Annotated in this window: 14 protein-coding genes; 4 read left to right on the top strand and 10 right to left on the bottom strand. The window is 70.4% G+C overall.

Going from position 1 to position 15,108, the window contains the following annotated elements:
- Nucleotides 1-19: 19 nt before the first annotated feature.
- The 10 genes from ABZS66_RS41230 to ABZS66_RS41275 form a co-directional block, all read right to left on the bottom strand.
- Nucleotides 20-802: an enoyl-CoA hydratase-related protein gene (locus ABZS66_RS41230; RefSeq protein ID WP_354767639.1), complete on the bottom strand. Its 783-nt coding sequence runs from the start codon at nt 800-802 to the stop codon at nt 20-22.
- A 12-nt stretch (nt 803-814) separates the two neighbouring features.
- Complete coding sequence (locus ABZS66_RS41235; protein ID WP_354767640.1) at nt 815-1,933, bottom strand: mandelate racemase/muconate lactonizing enzyme family protein; 1,119 nt, start codon at nt 1,931-1,933, stop codon at nt 815-817.
- The gene (locus tag ABZS66_RS41240) at nt 1,930-2,736 is read right to left on the bottom strand and encodes a dipeptide/oligopeptide/nickel ABC transporter ATP-binding protein (protein WP_354767642.1); all 807 of its coding nucleotides are present in this window, start codon (nt 2,734-2,736) and stop codon (nt 1,930-1,932) included. The genes ABZS66_RS41235 and ABZS66_RS41240 overlap by 4 nt, the downstream gene beginning before the upstream one ends.
- Nucleotides 2,733-3,686: an ABC transporter ATP-binding protein gene (locus ABZS66_RS41245; protein WP_354767644.1), complete on the bottom strand. Its 954-nt coding sequence runs from the start codon at nt 3,684-3,686 to the stop codon at nt 2,733-2,735. The genes ABZS66_RS41240 and ABZS66_RS41245 overlap by 4 nt, the downstream gene beginning before the upstream one ends.
- Before the next feature lie 2 nt (nt 3,687-3,688).
- Complete coding sequence (locus ABZS66_RS41250) at nt 3,689-4,567, bottom strand: ABC transporter permease (RefSeq protein WP_354767646.1); 879 nt, start codon at nt 4,565-4,567, stop codon at nt 3,689-3,691.
- Nucleotides 4,564-5,526 carry an ABC transporter permease gene (locus tag ABZS66_RS41255; RefSeq protein ID WP_354767648.1) on the bottom strand — a complete coding sequence of 321 codons (963 nt, stop codon included), beginning with the start codon at nt 5,524-5,526 and terminating at the stop codon, nt 4,564-4,566. Before ABZS66_RS41255 ends, ABZS66_RS41250 begins: the two co-directional genes overlap by 4 nt.
- 73 nt (nt 5,527-5,599) lie before the next feature.
- On the bottom strand, nt 5,600-7,219 hold the full coding sequence (locus ABZS66_RS41260; RefSeq protein ID WP_354767650.1) for an ABC transporter substrate-binding protein: 1,620 nt from the start codon (nt 7,217-7,219) through the stop codon (nt 5,600-5,602).
- A 306-nt stretch (nt 7,220-7,525) separates the two neighbouring features.
- Nucleotides 7,526-8,161 (bottom strand): TetR/AcrR family transcriptional regulator, encoded by a 636-nt coding sequence (locus tag ABZS66_RS41265; protein WP_354767652.1) that lies wholly within the window; start codon nt 8,159-8,161, stop codon nt 7,526-7,528.
- An 8-nt stretch (nt 8,162-8,169) separates the two neighbouring features.
- Entirely contained in the window at nt 8,170-9,123 is a 954-nt protein-coding gene (locus tag ABZS66_RS41270) for a 2-dehydropantoate 2-reductase (protein WP_354767654.1), read from the bottom strand.
- Complete coding sequence (locus tag ABZS66_RS41275; RefSeq protein WP_354767656.1) at nt 9,098-10,198, bottom strand: enolase C-terminal domain-like protein; 1,101 nt, start codon at nt 10,196-10,198, stop codon at nt 9,098-9,100. The genes ABZS66_RS41270 and ABZS66_RS41275 overlap by 26 nt, the downstream gene beginning before the upstream one ends.
- 271 nt (nt 10,199-10,469) lie before the next feature.
- Here ABZS66_RS41275 and ABZS66_RS41280 point away from each other — a divergent pair, with 271 nt between their 5' ends.
- From ABZS66_RS41280 to ABZS66_RS41295, 4 genes are read left to right on the top strand one after another with little or no spacing between them, the layout of a single operon-like run.
- A complete protein-coding gene (locus ABZS66_RS41280; protein WP_354767658.1) occupies nt 10,470-11,624 on the top strand; it encodes a thiolase family protein in 1,155 nt (384 codons plus the stop codon).
- Nucleotides 11,624-12,538 carry an enoyl-CoA hydratase-related protein gene (locus ABZS66_RS41285; RefSeq protein WP_354767660.1) on the top strand — a complete coding sequence of 305 codons (915 nt, stop codon included), beginning with the start codon at nt 11,624-11,626 and terminating at the stop codon, nt 12,536-12,538. Before ABZS66_RS41280 ends, ABZS66_RS41285 begins: the two co-directional genes overlap by 1 nt.
- A gap of 40 nt (nt 12,539-12,578) precedes the next feature.
- Nucleotides 12,579-13,775 carry an acyl-CoA dehydrogenase family protein gene (locus ABZS66_RS41290; protein ID WP_354767664.1) on the top strand — a complete coding sequence of 399 codons (1,197 nt, stop codon included), beginning with the start codon at nt 12,579-12,581 and terminating at the stop codon, nt 13,773-13,775.
- Nucleotides 13,772-14,929, top strand: coding sequence for an acyl-CoA dehydrogenase family protein (locus ABZS66_RS41295; protein WP_354767662.1), 1,158 nt, complete (start codon nt 13,772-13,774; stop codon nt 14,927-14,929). The genes ABZS66_RS41290 and ABZS66_RS41295 overlap by 4 nt, the downstream gene beginning before the upstream one ends.
- Nucleotides 14,930-15,108 lie beyond the last annotated feature (179 nt).

Consider the following 15,108-nt stretch of genomic DNA (forward strand, 5'->3'; position numbering starts at 1 on the left):
CTGGTGGTTGACGTACACATCAAGTCCTATCGCCGGCCGGACCGGCGGCCCACCGCGGCGCGCGCCGCTCGAAGAAGGCGGCGATCCCCTCGGCCCGGTCGGCGGACCGGCGGGCCTCCCGGTCGGCCGCCGCGGTGAGCATCCACGCGCGCTCCTCGACCTCGGCCCTGGCCTTCGACACCGCCGACAGGGTCGCGGCGACCGCGGCCGGGCTGTTGACCGCGATCCGCCGGGCCAGGGCCAGCGCCCCGGCGACCGCACCCCCGGGCTCGCACAGCACGTTGATCAGACCGGCCTGGTGGGCCCGCTCGGCCGTCATCGGATCGCCGGTCAGCAGCAGTTCCATGGCGAGCGCGGCCGGCAGGCGCTCCGGTGCCCGGAACAGCGCGCCGCAGTTCGCGACGACGCCGCGCCGAACCTCCGGCAGGGCGAACGAGGCGGTGCTCGACGCGACGACCAGGTCGCACGCCAGCACCATCTCGAACCCGCCACCCACCGCGGGGCCCTCGACCGCCGCGATGAGCGGCTTCGAGCGGACCCTCCGCACGAAGCCGTACTCCCCGCCCGCGGCCGTCCGCGGGCCGCTCGGCAGGCTCAGGTCGGTGCCCGCCGAGAAGACGGTGTCCGAGCCGGTGAGCACGCCGGCGCGCAGCCCGGGCACGGACTCCAGCCGGTCGATCGCGGTGCTCAGGCTGTCGGCCAGCGCCTGGTCCATCGCGTTGCGCCGGGCCGGGCGGTCGAGCCGCAGCACGAGCACTCCGTCGACCTCGTCGACCGCGAGCCGGCCGGAATCCAATGTCATGCCGACGAGATCTCAGTGACCGATGACCGAGGAGGCGTCGCCGATCGTCAGGTGCCGGACGGTCAGGTTGTCGATCTCGTCCTCGTCGATCTCGTAGCCCAGGCCCGGCTTGGTCGGCGCGTCGACGTAGCCGTCGGCGTTGACCCGCAGCGTGTCCTTCATCCCCTGGTCCAGCACGCCCGTCGGCACCGGGAGCTCCACCAGGTCGCAGTTGTGGATCGCCAGCATCACGTGGAAGTGGGCCGCCTGGATCAGGGTCGAGCCGTAGCTGTGCGGCTCGAACTTGACGCCGAACGCCTCGCACAGCGCGGCCGTCTTCTTCATCGCCGTGATGCCGCCGGTCCAGTCGCCGACCGACCGCACCGAGTCGACCGCGTGGTTGACGAGGTACGGCGGAACGAACTTCAGGCCGCCGCCGATGCTCTCGACCGCGGTGATCGGGATCGAGAAGTGCCGGGTGAGGTCGGTCAGACCCTGGATGTCGGCGTCCTCGATCGGCGCCTCGTACCAGTAGAAGTCGAGCTCCTCGAGCACCTTGCCGACCTTGAAGGCGCCCTGGCGGTCGTAGGCGTTGACGGGGTCGAGCATCAGGTCCATGGTGTCGCCGACGCCCGCGCGCACCGCGCGGCACACCTCGATGTCCTTGTCCGGCACGCCGAACGCGTGCAGCTTGTAGGCGGTGAAGCCCTCGTCGCGGCACTGCAGCGCCAGGTCGACGTACTCCTGCACGGTGTCGTAGCGCACGGTGCTGGCGTAGGCGCGCACCCGGTCGCGGGCCGCGCCCAGCAGCTTGTAGACCGGCTGCTCGTGGATCTTTCCGACCAGGTCCCACAGGGCGATGTCCACGCCGGACGAGACCGCGTTGGGCGCCGTGAGGTTGTCGGTGAGCTCGTACGAGAACTTCTCGATGTCGTGCGGATCGCGGCCGACCAGCGTGTCACGGACCCGCGGCAGCGCGTCCTCGAACTGGCCGGGGCCGGCGAGCCACGTGATGCACTGCCCCTCGTGGCCCTCGTCGTCGCGGATGCGGAGCAGGATCATGCCGACCCGCCGGGGCGGCAGCTGATCCTTCCACTGGAACTCGAACTCGGTGGGCTTGAGAACCTGGGCACTGACCTCGGTGATCTTCACGGACGGACCCTCTCTTCTTCCGGTTCCAGCGAACGCAGCTCCGAAGCCGCGACGAGCCTGCGGGTGTACTCGTGGCGGGGGTCGCCGAGCACGTCGGCGACGGCGCCCTGCTCGACGATCTGCCCCTTCAGCAGCACGGCCACCCGGTGGCACAGGTGCCGCACCATGTGCATGTCGTGGGCCACGAAGATGTAGCCGATGGAGAACTTCTCCTGCAGATCGAGCAGCAGGTTGGCGATCTGGGCGCTGACCGAGACGTCCAGCGCGGACATCGGCTCGTCGAGCACGATGACGTCGGGCTCCTCGCAGAGGCCGCGGGCGATGGCGACGCGCTGGCGCTGGCCGCCGGAGAGCTGATGCGGGAACCGGTCGGCGAACTCGGCCGGCAGCGACACCAGCTCCAGCAGCTCGATCGCCCGGGCCCGGCGCTCGGCCTTCGGGGCACGCCGCTCGATCGACCGCCGCTCGGTGATGATGTCCCACAGGCGGCGGCGCGGATTCAGGGAGCTGTACGGGTTCTGGAAGACGGCCGAGACCGAGTTGAAGTAGTCGCGGCGGTGCTCGGCGGTGAACCGGTCCCGCGGGGTGCCGCGGAACCGGACCGTCCCGCTCGTCGGCTGCTCGATGCCGAGCAGGATCCGCGTCAGCGTGGTCTTGCCGCTGCCGGACTCGCCGACGAGGCCGACCATCTCCCCCGCCGCCACCCCGAAGTCCACGCCGGTCAGCGCCTGGGTCGTCGCGCCGCGGCGGCCGTGGAAGGACTTGCTGACGTTGACCGCTTCCAGGATGTACTCGTCGCTCATGACGCCACCGGGTTCCAGCAGGCGAACGAGGTGCCGTCGGCCTTGGCGGTGGTGGCCGGCATCTCGCGGTGGCAGATGTCCGTCGCGTTCGGGCACCGCGGCGCGAACGGGCAGCCGGGCGGCATGGCGAGCAGCGTCGGCGGGCTGCCCGAGATGGCCCGGAGCCGCTGGCGCGGCCCGACGTCGAGCGAGCTCGCGTCGAGCAGCGCCCGGGTGTAGGGGTGCGACGGCGCGTCGACGACCGCGCTCAGCGGGCCGCTCTCGACCACCACCCCGCCGTACATGACGGCCAGGTCCTGGCACACCAGGCGGGCGACCCGGATGTCGTGGGTGATGAACATCGTGGTGAGGTGGCGCTCGCGCCGCAGCCGGTCGAGCAGCCGCAGGATGCCGATCTGCGTGGTCACGTCCAGCGCGGTGGTCGGCTCGTCGGCGATGAGCAGGTCGGGCTCCTTGGCCAGCGCGATGGCGATCGCGACCCGCTGCCGCATGCCGCCGGAGAACTGGTGCGGATGCTCCCGCAACCGGTCCCGGGCGTCCGCGATACCGAGCGAGGTCAGCAGCTCGACCATGGTCTCGGTGCGCTTGTCCCGCTCGACGTGCGGCATCGCCTCGACGATCTGCGATCTGATCGTGTACAGCGGGTCGAGTGCCGTCGTCGGATCCTGCGGCACGAAACCGATCGACGTGCGCAGGATCTCGCGCACCTGCTTGGGCGACGCCGCGGTCACGTCGGTGCCGTTGACCCGGATTGTGCCCTCCGCGATGTCGCCGATCGGCGGGCGGATCATCCGCATCACGCTCATCGCCACCGTGCTCTTGCCGCTGCCGGACTCGCCGACGATGGCCGTCGCCAGGCCCTTCTTCAGCGTGAGGGAGGCGCCGCGCACGGCCGTGGCGACCTGGCCGCCCTGGAAGTAGTGGGTCGTGAGGTTGGAGATCTCGAGCATGCCTATCGCCTCGTCGCGGGGTCGAGCGCCTGGCGCAGCCAGTCGCCGAACAGGTTGGCGGCGAGCACGGTCAGGCTGAGTGCCACGCCGGGGACGACCGGGAGCCACCACGCCGTGGCCAGGAAGTTGCGGCCGTCGGCGAGCATGTTGCCCCAGGACGCCGCGGGTGGCGGGACGCCGATGCCGAGGAAGCTCAGCGAGCCCTCCGCGATGATGGCCAGCCCGATCTGGAGCGTGGCCAGCACGAGCAGCGTCGGGATGGTGTTGGGCACGACGTGCCGGGTGATCGCCCAGAACCGGCCGCCGCCCATGACCCTGGACATGGTGACGAACTCCTGGGTACGGATCCGGATCACCTCGCTGCGCAGCACCCGCGCGTACTGCGGCCAGGCAGCCACCACGAGCACCGCGATCACGACCGTGACACCCTTGCCGTAGATGGCCACTATGACGATGGCCAGCAGCACCACGGGGAACGCCATCGACGCGTCGGCGACGCGGGTCAGCACCGCGTCGAGCCGGCCGCCGGTGTAGCCGGCCAGCAGGGCGACGAGCATCCCGATCGCGCCGCCGATGAGCACCGCGCCGGCGGCAACGAGGAACGACACCTGGGCGCCGGTCAGCAGCCGGCTCAGCACGTCGCGCCCGAGCTGGTCGGTGCCGAGCAGGTAGGTGGCGGTGCCACCGGCGAAGACCGGGGGCTTGAGCGACTGGCTGAGGTTCACCTTGTCCGGGTCGTGCGGCGCGACGACGCTGCCGAAGAGACCGCAGAAGGCGAAGATCGCCATCACGGTACCGCTGAACCACGGCCGGCGACCCGGCCTGCGGCGCAGCCGCAGGCCGGGCCGGATCCGCGGCGTCGATGCCAGGGCGCTGCTCATGCGGCCGCCTCCACGGTTGCTTCGACTCTCGACTTGACCGCCGTCTTGATGGCCCGGACCCGCGGATCGAGCCAGCCGTACGACAGGTCGACCACGAACAGCAGCGCCACGAACACGAACGTGTTCACCACGACGATCCCCTGGATCAGCGCGAAGTCGCGGGCCTGGATGCCCTGGATGGCCAGCTGCCCGACGCCGGGCCAGGCGAAGAGGTTCTCGACCACGATCGTGCCGGAGAACATCGCGCCGAGCTGGATGCCGGCCAGCGTCACCACCGGCAGCGAGGCGTTGCGCAGGATGTGCGACATGAGCGTGGCCGGTCCGACGCCCTTGGAGCGCTCGAACAACGTCTGATCGCGGGCGACGATCTCCAGCACCGACGACCGGGTCAGCCGGGCGATCGACGCGAGGGGGAAGGCCGCCAGCGCGCAGGCGGGCAGGATCAGGCTGGTGAAGCCCTCCGACCCGAAGGCCGGCAGCCAGCCGAGGTTGATGGAGAACAGCAGCACCAGCAGCATGCCCAGCCAGAACGGCGGCACCGACTGGCCGAGGACGCTCAGCCCGCGCACCGCCTGGTCGTAGCGGGTGCCGGCGCGCACCCCGGCGATCGCGCCGAAGGTGACCCCCAGCACCAGCGCGATGGCGAAGGCGGCCAGGGCCAGCCGGGCGGTGTTCACCATGGCCGGCATGACCAGGTCGACCACCGGCTGGCGATAGCTGACGCTCTGACCGAAGTCGAGCGTGGCGATACCCCGCAGGTAGTCGACGTACTGCAGGTAGAGCGGCTGGTCGAAGCCGTAGCTGACCCTGATCGCCGCGATCTGCTCCGGGGTCGCGTCGGCGGGGGCCAGCAGCGCGGCGGCGTCACCGCCGAGCCGCGCCAGGAAGAACACGATGGTGACGATGACCCACATCGCGACCAGGCCCTGCAGCAGTCGACTGAGCGTGTATCTGGTCATTGCCTCTCCAGGGAGGGGTTGAACGACGGTGGTGGGTGGCCCGGGCCGGTCGGGTCCGGGCCACTCGCCCGATCTACTTCGCGTCGAGGTACCAGAACGGTCCCGGGTAGGGGTTGCCTTCCATGAGCTTCCACGCCGCGACCTTCGGGCCGATGGCGTAGACGGCGTCGAGCGACACGACCGGGAGCCCGTAGAGCGTCTCGTGGAGCTTCCGGCTGATCTCGCCGGCGATCTTGGCCTGGTCGTCGCGCTTCACGGTCGAGCTCAACCGGGCGAACATCCCGTCGAGCTCGGCGTTCTTCACGGACGAGTAACCGCCGGTCGACGTGTAGAAGATGGACAGCTTCTCGGGGTCGGAGATCAGCAGGCCGGGGGTGCCGAGGATGACGGCGCCGGTCAGCTGGTGCTTCACCGCCTTGTCGAGATACGTGGCGGGGTCCATCGCGTCCATGGTCACGTTGACGCCGACCTCCTTCCAGTATCCGATCACGGCCTCGGCGAACTTCTGCACGTCGGCGATGGCGGTTGTCTGGTTGTAGAGGTGCAGCGTGAAGGAGAGGTTGCCGGCACCGGCCGCGGCGAGCAGCTGCTTGGCCTGGTTCGGGTCGTACGGCCAGGCCTGCAGCGAGGTGTCGTTGCCCAGCGTCACCGGCAGCGTGGCGTTGACGGTCACGCTGCCGAAGCCGCGATACAGCGAGTCGGCGATCGCCTTGCGGTCGATGGCCAGCATGAGCGCCTTGCGGACGTTGACGTCCTTGAGCTTCGAGTCGGCGTCGAACCAGTTGTCGACGAAGAACACGTTGGCCACGCTGGCCTGCTTCGAGGTCGCCAGCCTGATCGTCGGGCTGCCCTGCAGCTGGGCCGCGCTGTTGGGGGTGAGGCCCTGCGCGATGTCGAGCTGCCCGGTCTGGATGCCGGATAGCCGGCTGCTCTCATCCGGAATGATCTTGAGAACGAGCTTGGAGAAGTTCGCGATCCGGTCCTTGTCCCAGAAGTCGTCGAACCGGGTCAGGGTCATCGAGTCGTTGAAGGCCTGGGAGTCGAACTTCCACGGGCCGGCCGCGACCGGCTTCTTGCGGAACTCGGTCTCGCCGACCCGGTTGTAATAGTCGGTGGCCACCGGGGCCGGGGTGTCGAAGACGAGGTTCGCATACGGTACCGTCGTCTTGATCTTGATCTCGTAGTCGTTCACGATCTCGACCGACGCGATCTTCTTGACGTAGGCGGCGTACGACGTGAAGGCGGGGTCCTTCACCCGGTTGATCGAGGTCTGCACGTCCTTGGCCGTGAAGGTCGAACCGTCGTGCATCTTCACGCCCTGGCGGAGCTTGACGTCCCAGGTGAGGTCGTCCGCGCTGACCGACCACTCGGTGGCCAGGGCGGGAACCTGGCGCATGTCGAGCTCCTGGCGGATGAGGGGCTCGCCGACCGACCACTTGATCGGGTAGGTGTTGCCCCCCTCGTTGGCCAGCACCGGGTCGGCGTACTGCTGCTGCAGGGTGGCGACGCCGACGGTCAACGTCTGGTTGGTGGCGGACGCGGGAACCTCCGCGCTGCCGTCGGCGCTGGGAACGGCGGGGCCACTGCAGGCGGCGACCAGGCTCAACGCCAGGGCGCTGACGGCGGCGGTGATCTTGCCATATCGGGGGCGGGAGGAGCGGCCGGTGGCCGCGATCCGCCTGGGGTTCGACATCTGTACTCCTTCGGTCCGCCGGCAAGGGCGGGTGTGGTAAGACCAACAAACCGCCTGAGGTCGTCGATCGGGACGTCAGCGGTCCCCCGAAACAGCAGCGCAATCAGTTGTTGACATGTATGTCAAGAGTGGCCGCCGTCACGGGAGCTGTCAAGGGTGCTCCGGCCAGGAGACGGGCGCACTGCGGCACCGCCACGGGCCGTGACTGTCCACTGCGGACACTCGATTGCACTTGCGCGCAAAGGGACTCGCGTGCGGCCGTGACCGACGCAGAGGGCGTGGAACTATCGGGGTCGTGCTCCGGAGTCAGCGAGCGGCGCGCAGGGTCTTGCGCCAGACGAAGGCCAGCGTGTCGATCAGCCGGTCCTCGTCGAAGTTCTTGTCGAGGCAGAACCACAGGTAGCAGGTGTATTCGAGCATCGCGCCGAGCACCTCGGCGGTGTACTCGACATCCATGTCAGGATCGGTGAGCACGCCGCCGGCACGCAGCCGCTGGATGCCCCGCTTCGTGCGCTTGACGAACGTGTCCCTGATGTCGAGGCGCAGCTCCCGCATCTCCGGCGAGAAGGTGCCCACCTGTTCGATCAGGCCGATCATCGTGGCGTGGGGCCGGTAGGCCTGCACGAAGCGGCGCACGAGGTCGTGGATGCGCTCGTCGAAGCCGGTCGTGGGGATCGGCGTCGACATCGCCGCCAGCATCGCGTCGACCATGTCGTGCGCGACCGCCGAGAAGATGGCTTCCTTGGTGTCGAAGTAGGTGTAGAAGGTGCCGTGCGAGACCTGCGCCTCCTTGACCACGTCGGTCACGCGCGTCTCGATGAATCCCTTCCGCTCGAAGACCCGACGGGCCGCGTCCAGGAGCGCCCGCTTGCGCGTCGCACCACGGTCGGTGAGCGGACCGTTGTCGCGACGAGCCTGCTGAACCTCGGTGGGACCGGGCATCTGATCTCCTATTTGGATGCAACGTGGGGCGGTGGGGACAGCGTCTCCAGCAGGTCCGTTGCCATCTGCGAAAAGGGTGCATCTATATTATGGGACCGGGCAACCCGCACGACCGCACCGCTGATCGCATCGTGTTCGAGCGGTCGCCCGGCCTGCCGGTCCTGCCACATCGACGAGCGCACCGTGTCCGGATAGGCGGCGAACTCGTCCAGCATCCGCTCGGCGAGGTCGGCCGGCAGCGTGGCCAGTTGCGTGGCGGCGACCCTGCGGGCCTCGTCCACCAGGGCGGTGGCGATGCGTCGCAGTTCCGGGCGCCGGCCGATCTCGCGGACCGGCAGGCCGGTGATGGTGGAGATCGAGTTGCCGACCAGGTTGTAGGCGAGCTTCGTCCACTGTGCGGCGGCGAAGTCGGCGACGACCTCGACCTTGAGCGAGGTGGACGCGGCCAGCGCGGCGAACCCTTCGCCGCCGGCGCCGGCCGGCACCCGGACCACACCGTCGAGGGTGTGCACCACCCGGCCCGGCCCGGTGCGGCCGGCACCGTAGGTGACGAGCGCCGGGACGACCCGGGCCGGGTCGACGAACGGCGCCAGCCGCTCCTGGTGGCCGACCCCGTTCTGGGCCACCACCACCGTCGCGCCGGCCACCGCCGGCAGGCCGAGCCAACGCCCGACACCGCCGACGTCGTAGGTCTTCGTCGCCACGACCACCCACGACAGCCCTGGTGGCCCCGGTGACCCCGGCAGTTCGCCCGGTTCGCGCAGCACCGTCACGTCCGGTTCGGCCGGCTCGCCGCCGAGCGGGGTGAAGGTGAAGCGCTCGATCGGTCGCCGGGCGGCGAGCAGCACCGTGACGCCGGGGGCCTCCGCGAGCTTGGCCGCGATGAGCCCGCCGATCGCCCCGGCGCCGACGACGAGCACCCGCCCGGCCGCCGTCTCAGCTGAGCTGCTTGACGGTGGCATTGTCGATGACGTCCCAGTCGATCTCGTAGCCCAGGCCCGGTGCCGTGGGCGCCCGCACGTAACCGTCCGCGCCGACCTCGATCACGTCCTTCATGCCGAAGTCCAGCGGTCCGCGCGGGTAGGGCAGCTCGAAGTACTCGCAGTTGCGGACGGACAGGATGTAGTGCAGATGTGCGGCCTGCACCAGCGTCGAGCCGTACGAGTGCGGCTCCATCCGCCGATTGTGCAGCTCGGCCAGCGCGCCGATCTTGCGCAGGCCGGTGATGCCGCCGATGATGTCGCCGACCGCCCGGAGGCCGTCGCAGGCACCCTGGGACAGGTAGTGGGCGAAGGTCCACGGGCCGCGGGCCGTCGACTCCCCCATCAGCACCGGCACGTCGAGCACCTGGCACAGCTGCACGAACCCGGCCACGTCGTCGTCGCGCATCGGGTCCTCGTACCAGTGGAAACCGAGCTTCTCGATCTCGCGCCCGACCCGGACCGCGTCGTGCCAGTCGTAGGCACTCGTCGCATCGAGCATGAGTGTGAAGTCGTCGCCGACCGCGGCCCGGGTGGCCCGGCAGGCCTCGATGTCCTTGTCGGGCGTCGCGGCCGCGTGCAGCTTGACGCCGTGCAGGCCCTGCTCCTTGCACTTGACCGCGATCTGCGCATAGTCCTGCGCATCCTTCTGGGTCTCGGTCGTGATGTAGACCGGCACCCGGTCGCGGTACGCGCCGAGCAGCTCGTACACCGGGCGGCCGGCGGCCTTCCCGGCGATGTCCCACAGGGCGATGTCGATGTTGCTGGCCGCCTTGGGGGAGATCATGTAGCGGCTGAACGCCATCAGCTCGTGCCAGATCTTCTCCCGCTGGAACGGGTCGGCGCCGATGAGCAGCGGTTTGAAGAAGTGCATGGCCGACTCGGCGATCTCGTTCGGCGCGGCCGGCAGCCACGACGTCGAGACACCGGTGATGCCCTCGTCGGTCTCGATCTCGAACACTGTCATGGTCAGCTGGACCGGCGGGATGTCCTCGCGCCACTGGAAGACGAACTCGGGCGGGGCGACGACGCGGGTCCGGAGGTCTGTGATCTTCATTGGTACCCTCCAGGTGCGCTCTCATGTGAATGGCGTCACTGACCGGAAACGTAAGCCCGAGTTGACACCCGTGTCAAGAGAGCGTTTCGCGCCCGGAAACCGGCGGCACACAGGCGCACGACCCGGCCGGCAAGGCGCACGCGGGCAGCGGACCTTGACCCCGTCGCACCCACACTTGCTACGCTCCTTAGCGAGCGCTAAGTAAATTTACTCGATCTTGGGACCTGGCGACGGCGCATAACCGGCGAACCGGGGCAGGAAGGAACACGCCATGGCCGAGGCGGTCATCATCGACGTCGTCAGGACGGCGTCGGGGCGAGGAAAACCCGGCGGGGCGCTGTCGGGGACACACCCGGCGGACCTGCTGGCCACGGTCGTCCGGGCGCTGGTCGAGCGCAACGGCCTCACCGGCGCCGAGATCGACGACGTCATCGCCGGCTGCGTCGGCCAGGCCGGCGACCAGGCGCTCAACATCGCCCGCACGGCCACGCTGGCCGCCGGGCTGCCCGAGGAGGTGCCGGCCACCACCGTCGACCGGCAGTGCGGCTCCAGCCAGCAGGCGGTGCACTTCGCCGCCCAGGGCGTGGTGGCCGGCGCCTACGACGTGGTCATCGCCTGCGGCGTGGAGAGCATGAGCCGGGTGCCGATGGGCTCGGCCACCGCCGGTGGCGACCCGCTCGGCCCCCTCGCCGCCCGCTTCCCCGAGGGCCTGGTGAACCAGGGAGTCTCCGCCGAGCTCATCGCCGCCCGCTGGAAGTTCTCCCGGGCGCAGCTCGACGAGTACTCGGCCCGCTCGCACCAGCGCGCCGCCGCGAGCGACTTCCGGCGCGAGGTTCTGCCCGTCGGCGACCACACCGTCGACGAGACCGTCCGGGCGGGGACGACGACCGAGGCGCTGGCCGGGCTGCGACCGTCGTTCCGGACCGACGAGCTGGCCGGACGATTCCCCGAGATCGGCTGGCACATCACGCCGGGGAACTCGTCGCCGCTGACCGACGGCGCGTCGGCCGCCCTCATCATGAGCACCGACAAGGCCCGCGCGCTCGGGCTGACCCCACGGGCCCGGTTCGCCGGCTTCGCGGTCACCGGCAGCGACCCCCTGCTCATGCTGACCGGCGTCATCCCGGCCACCGCCCGCGTGCTCGCCCGGGCCGGGCTCTCCATCGACGACATCGACGCGTTCGAGGTCAACGAGGCGTTCGCGCCCGTGCCGCTGGCCTGGGCGCAGGAGTTCAACGTCGACCAGGCACGGCTCAACCCCCGCGGCGGGGCGATCGCCCTCGGTCACCCGCTCGGCGGCTCCGGCACCCGGCTGCTGACCACGCTGCTGCACCACCTCGAGGACACCGGTGGGCGCTACGGCCTGCAGACCATGTGCGAAGGCGGCGGGATGGCCAACGCCACCGTCATCGAGCGGATCGGCTGATGGGCGGTCACGTCCGCTACGGGGTGTCCGACCACGTCGCGGTCGTCACGCTCGACCGGCCGGCGGCGCTCAACGCGTTCACCGACCGGATGGAGGCCGAGCTGATCGAGTGCTTCGACCGGTCGGACGCCGACGACGCCGTCCGCGCGGTGGTGCTCACCGGCGCCGGGCGGGCCTTCTGCGCCGGCATGGACCTCACTCCCGGCGAGGCCGGCGGCGGCACGTTCGAGACGTGGCGGAACAGCCCCGACGCCCCCGCCGACACCCGGTTCGAGCTGGCGGGGCACGACATGCCGCTGCGGCGCGACGGCGGCGGCCGGGTGACGCTGCGCATCTTCGAGTCGCTCAAGCCGGTGATCGCCGCCGTCAACGGACACGCGGTCGGTGTCGGCATCACCATGACGCTGCCGTGCGACATCCGGATCCTGGCTGAGGACGCCAAGGTCGGGTTCCCGTTCACCCGCCGCGGGCTGGTGCCGGAGTCGTGCTCGTCGTGGTTCCTGCCCCGCGTGGTACCGATGCAGCAGGCGATGGAGTGGATGCTGACCGGCCGGGTGTTCACCGCCGGCGAGGCCCTGGCCGGCGGGCTGGTGCGCAGCCTGCACCCGGCGGGCGAGGTACTGACCGTCGCCCTGGACCTGGCCGGCGAGATCGCCCGGCACGCCGCGCCGGTGTCGGCGGCGCTGACCCGGCGACTGCTGTGGCAGATGCTGACCGTCGACCACCCGATGACCGCGCACGAGATCGAGACCCACGCGCTGAACCTGCGCGGGGTCAGCGACGACGCCGGCGAGGGCATCGCCGCGTTCCTGGACAAGCGCGAACCGGCCTTCGCCGACCGCGTCACCACCCACCTGCCGCCGGTCCTGCCGGGCGGCCGCACCTTCACCCCGCCGGCGGGCCGCCGTGACTGACCTGCGGCTCTCACCGCGCGGCGCCGAGCTGCGCGCGTCCATGGTCGGCTTCATGCGCGACTGCGTCTTCCCCGCCGAGCGGGCCTACCACGACCACCGAGCCGGCCACGGCGAGCACGACCACACCGTGCCGCCCGTGGTCGAGGAGCTCAAGCAGGAAGCCAAACGCCGCGGCCTGTGGAACCTGTTCCTGCCCGCGGCGTCGGGCATCGGGCAGCTTGACTATGCGGCCATCGCCGAGCTGTCGGGCTGGAGCCCGGAACTGGCACCCGAGGCCATCAACGGCCAGGCACCGGACACCGGCAACATGGAGCTGCTGCACCTCTTCGCCACCCCCGAGCAGCGCGAGCGCTGGCTCGAACCGCTGCTCGACGGGCAGATCCGGTCGGCCTTCGCGATGACCGAGCCCGACGTGGCCAGCAGCGACGCCACCAACATCACCACGGCCATCCGCCGCGACGGCGACGACTACGTGATCGACGGCCGCAAGTGGTGGATCAGCGGCCTGGCCGACCCCCGCTGCGAGCTCCTCGTCGTGATGGGCAAGACCGACCCGCAGGCGCCCACCCACCGCCAGCAGTCGATGGTGCTGGTCCCCGTCGGTACCCCGGGCGTCGTCGTCCACCGCGACCTGCCCGTCTTCGGACGCCACGACCAGCACGGTCACTGCGAGGCGACCTTCGAGGGGGTCCGCGTGCCGGCGACGCACCTGCTCGGCCAGGAGGGCGACGGCTTCGCCATGGCCCAGGCGCGCCTCGGGCCCGGCCGGCTCCACCACTGCATGCGGGCCCTCGGCGCGGCCGAGCGGGCCCTGGCCATGCTGATCCGGCGCGCCCGGCAGCGGGTCGCATTCGGCGGCCCGCTCATCGAGCGCGAGTCGGTCCAGCGCGACATCGCCGAGTCGCGGGTCGCCATCGACCAGGCGCGGCTGCTCTGCCAGGCCGCGGCCAGAACGCTCGACCTGGCCGGCAACAAGGCCGCCGCCGCGCAGATCTCCATGGTCAAGCTGGTCGTACCACGGGTGGTCACGCAGGTCGTCGACCGGGCCATCCAGGTGCACGGCGGCGCCGGCATCAGCGACGACGTCCCGCTGGCCGCCATGTGGGGCTGGCACCGGGCGATGCGGATCTTCGACGGCCCGGACGAGATCCACGCCCGCACGGTGGCCCGGTCGGAGCTCAGAACGGCGCCGCTGTTCGACCTCGACACCACCCGCCCACGGAAGGACGCCTCATGAAACGCCATCTCTACACCGCCGACCATGAGCAGTTCAGGGAGGTCGTGCGCGAGTTCGTGGCCCGGGCCGTGGCCGGCAACCTGCAGCGCTGGGACCGCGACCGCCTCATCGACCGCGACGTGTGGCTGGCCGCCGGCAAGCAGGGGGTCATCGGCCTCAGCGCGCCCGAGGAGTACGGCGGCGCCGGGCAGCACGGCGACTACCGGTACCGCAACATCGTGCTGGAGGAGTTCGCCAAGGTCCACGCCACCGCGCTGGCCTCGAGCTTCTCGCTCCAGGACGACATCGCGATCCCGTACGTCACGGCCCTGGGCACCGCCGCGCAGAAGCGGCGCTGGCTGCCGCCGATGGCGTCCGGTGAACGCATCGGCGGCATCGCGATGACCGAGCCCGGCACCGGCAGCGACCTGCGCGGCGTCCGCACCTCCGGCCGGAAGGTCGACGGCGGCTGGGTCGTCAACGGCGCCAAGACGTTCATCACCAGCGGCATCAACGCCGACCTGGTGATCACGGTCGTGCGCACCGCGCCCGAGGGCGGCAGCCGCGGCTTCAGCCTGCTGGTCGTGGAGCGCGACATGCCCGGCTTCACCCGGGGCCGCAAGCTCGACAAGGTCGGCCTGCACGCCCAGGACACCGCCGAACTCTTCTACGACGACGTGTTCGTGCCGGACGAGAACGTCCTGGGTGAGCTCGGCGGCGGCCTCAAGCAGCTGGCCGGCCTGCTCCCGCTCGAACGGCTGTCGATCGCCGCCCACGCGGTCGCGGTGGCCACGGCGGTGCTCGCCGACACCCTCGCCTACACCAACGAGCGCCACGCCTTCGGCCAGCCGATCGCCGACTTCCAGAACACCCGCTTCGAGCTGGCCTCGATGGCGACCGAGATCGACGTGACCCGCGCCTTCGTCGACCAGGCGATCCTCGCCCACGGCGAGGGCGAGCTGTCGGTCGTGGACGCCGCCAAGGCCAAGCTGTTCGCGTCGGAGATGCAGAACCGCGTCATCGACCGCTGCCTGCAACTGCACGGCGGTTACGGATACATGCTGGAGTACCCGGTCGGCCGGGCCTTCCAGGACGCCCGCATCCAGCGCATCTTCGGCGGTGCCAACGAGATCATGAAGGAGATCATCGGGCGCGACCTCGTCGGCCGCCGATAGTCACACGAACGCGGGCGTCCGGGTACGGCGGACGACCCTACATATACCGTCGCTCAGGTGCAGACGGGCACGTCCGCCAGCCTGTTGTCCGGGTACTCGAAGAAGATGTTCGACATGTACCCGCCGAGGTCGGGCAGGTAGGTCCACCAATCGTTGCGGGTGTTGCCACGGACGACCTC

It is taken from the genome of Dactylosporangium sp. NPDC005572, from assembly GCF_040605515.1.
Taxonomy (GTDB): domain Bacteria; phylum Actinomycetota; class Actinomycetes; order Mycobacteriales; family Micromonosporaceae; genus Dactylosporangium.

What these genes read in the sequence shown, in the direction of transcription:
- ABZS66_RS41260 (WP_354767650.1), bottom strand. Translation starts at nt 7,219, where the DNA reads ATGTCGAACCCCAGGCGGATCGCGGCCACCGGCCGCTCCTCCCGCCCC.
- ABZS66_RS41250 (WP_354767646.1), bottom strand. Translation starts at nt 4,567, where the DNA reads ATGAGCAGCGCCCTGGCATCGACGCCGCGGATCCGGCCCGGCCTGCGG.
- ABZS66_RS41275 (WP_354767656.1), bottom strand. Translation starts at nt 10,198, where the DNA reads ATGAAGATCACAGACCTCCGGACCCGCGTCGTCGCCCCGCCCGAGTTC.
- ABZS66_RS41265 (WP_354767652.1), bottom strand. Translation starts at nt 8,161, where the DNA reads ATGCCCGGTCCCACCGAGGTTCAGCAGGCTCGTCGCGACAACGGTCCG.
- ABZS66_RS41285 (WP_354767660.1), top strand. Translation starts at nt 11,624, where the DNA reads ATGGGCGGTCACGTCCGCTACGGGGTGTCCGACCACGTCGCGGTCGTC.
- ABZS66_RS41255 (WP_354767648.1), bottom strand. Translation starts at nt 5,526, where the DNA reads ATGACCAGATACACGCTCAGTCGACTGCTGCAGGGCCTGGTCGCGATG.
- ABZS66_RS41280 (WP_354767658.1), top strand. Translation starts at nt 10,470, where the DNA reads ATGGCCGAGGCGGTCATCATCGACGTCGTCAGGACGGCGTCGGGGCGA.
- ABZS66_RS41230 (WP_354767639.1), bottom strand. Translation starts at nt 802, where the DNA reads ATGACATTGGATTCCGGCCGGCTCGCGGTCGACGAGGTCGACGGAGTG.
- ABZS66_RS41295 (WP_354767662.1), top strand. Translation starts at nt 13,772, where the DNA reads ATGAAACGCCATCTCTACACCGCCGACCATGAGCAGTTCAGGGAGGTC.
- ABZS66_RS41245 (WP_354767644.1), bottom strand. Translation starts at nt 3,686, where the DNA reads ATGCTCGAGATCTCCAACCTCACGACCCACTACTTCCAGGGCGGCCAG.
- ABZS66_RS41270 (WP_354767654.1), bottom strand. Translation starts at nt 9,123, where the DNA reads ATGCCACCGTCAAGCAGCTCAGCTGAGACGGCGGCCGGGCGGGTGCTC.
- ABZS66_RS41290 (WP_354767664.1), top strand. Translation starts at nt 12,579, where the DNA reads ATGGTCGGCTTCATGCGCGACTGCGTCTTCCCCGCCGAGCGGGCCTAC.
- ABZS66_RS41240 (WP_354767642.1), bottom strand. Translation starts at nt 2,736, where the DNA reads ATGAGCGACGAGTACATCCTGGAAGCGGTCAACGTCAGCAAGTCCTTC.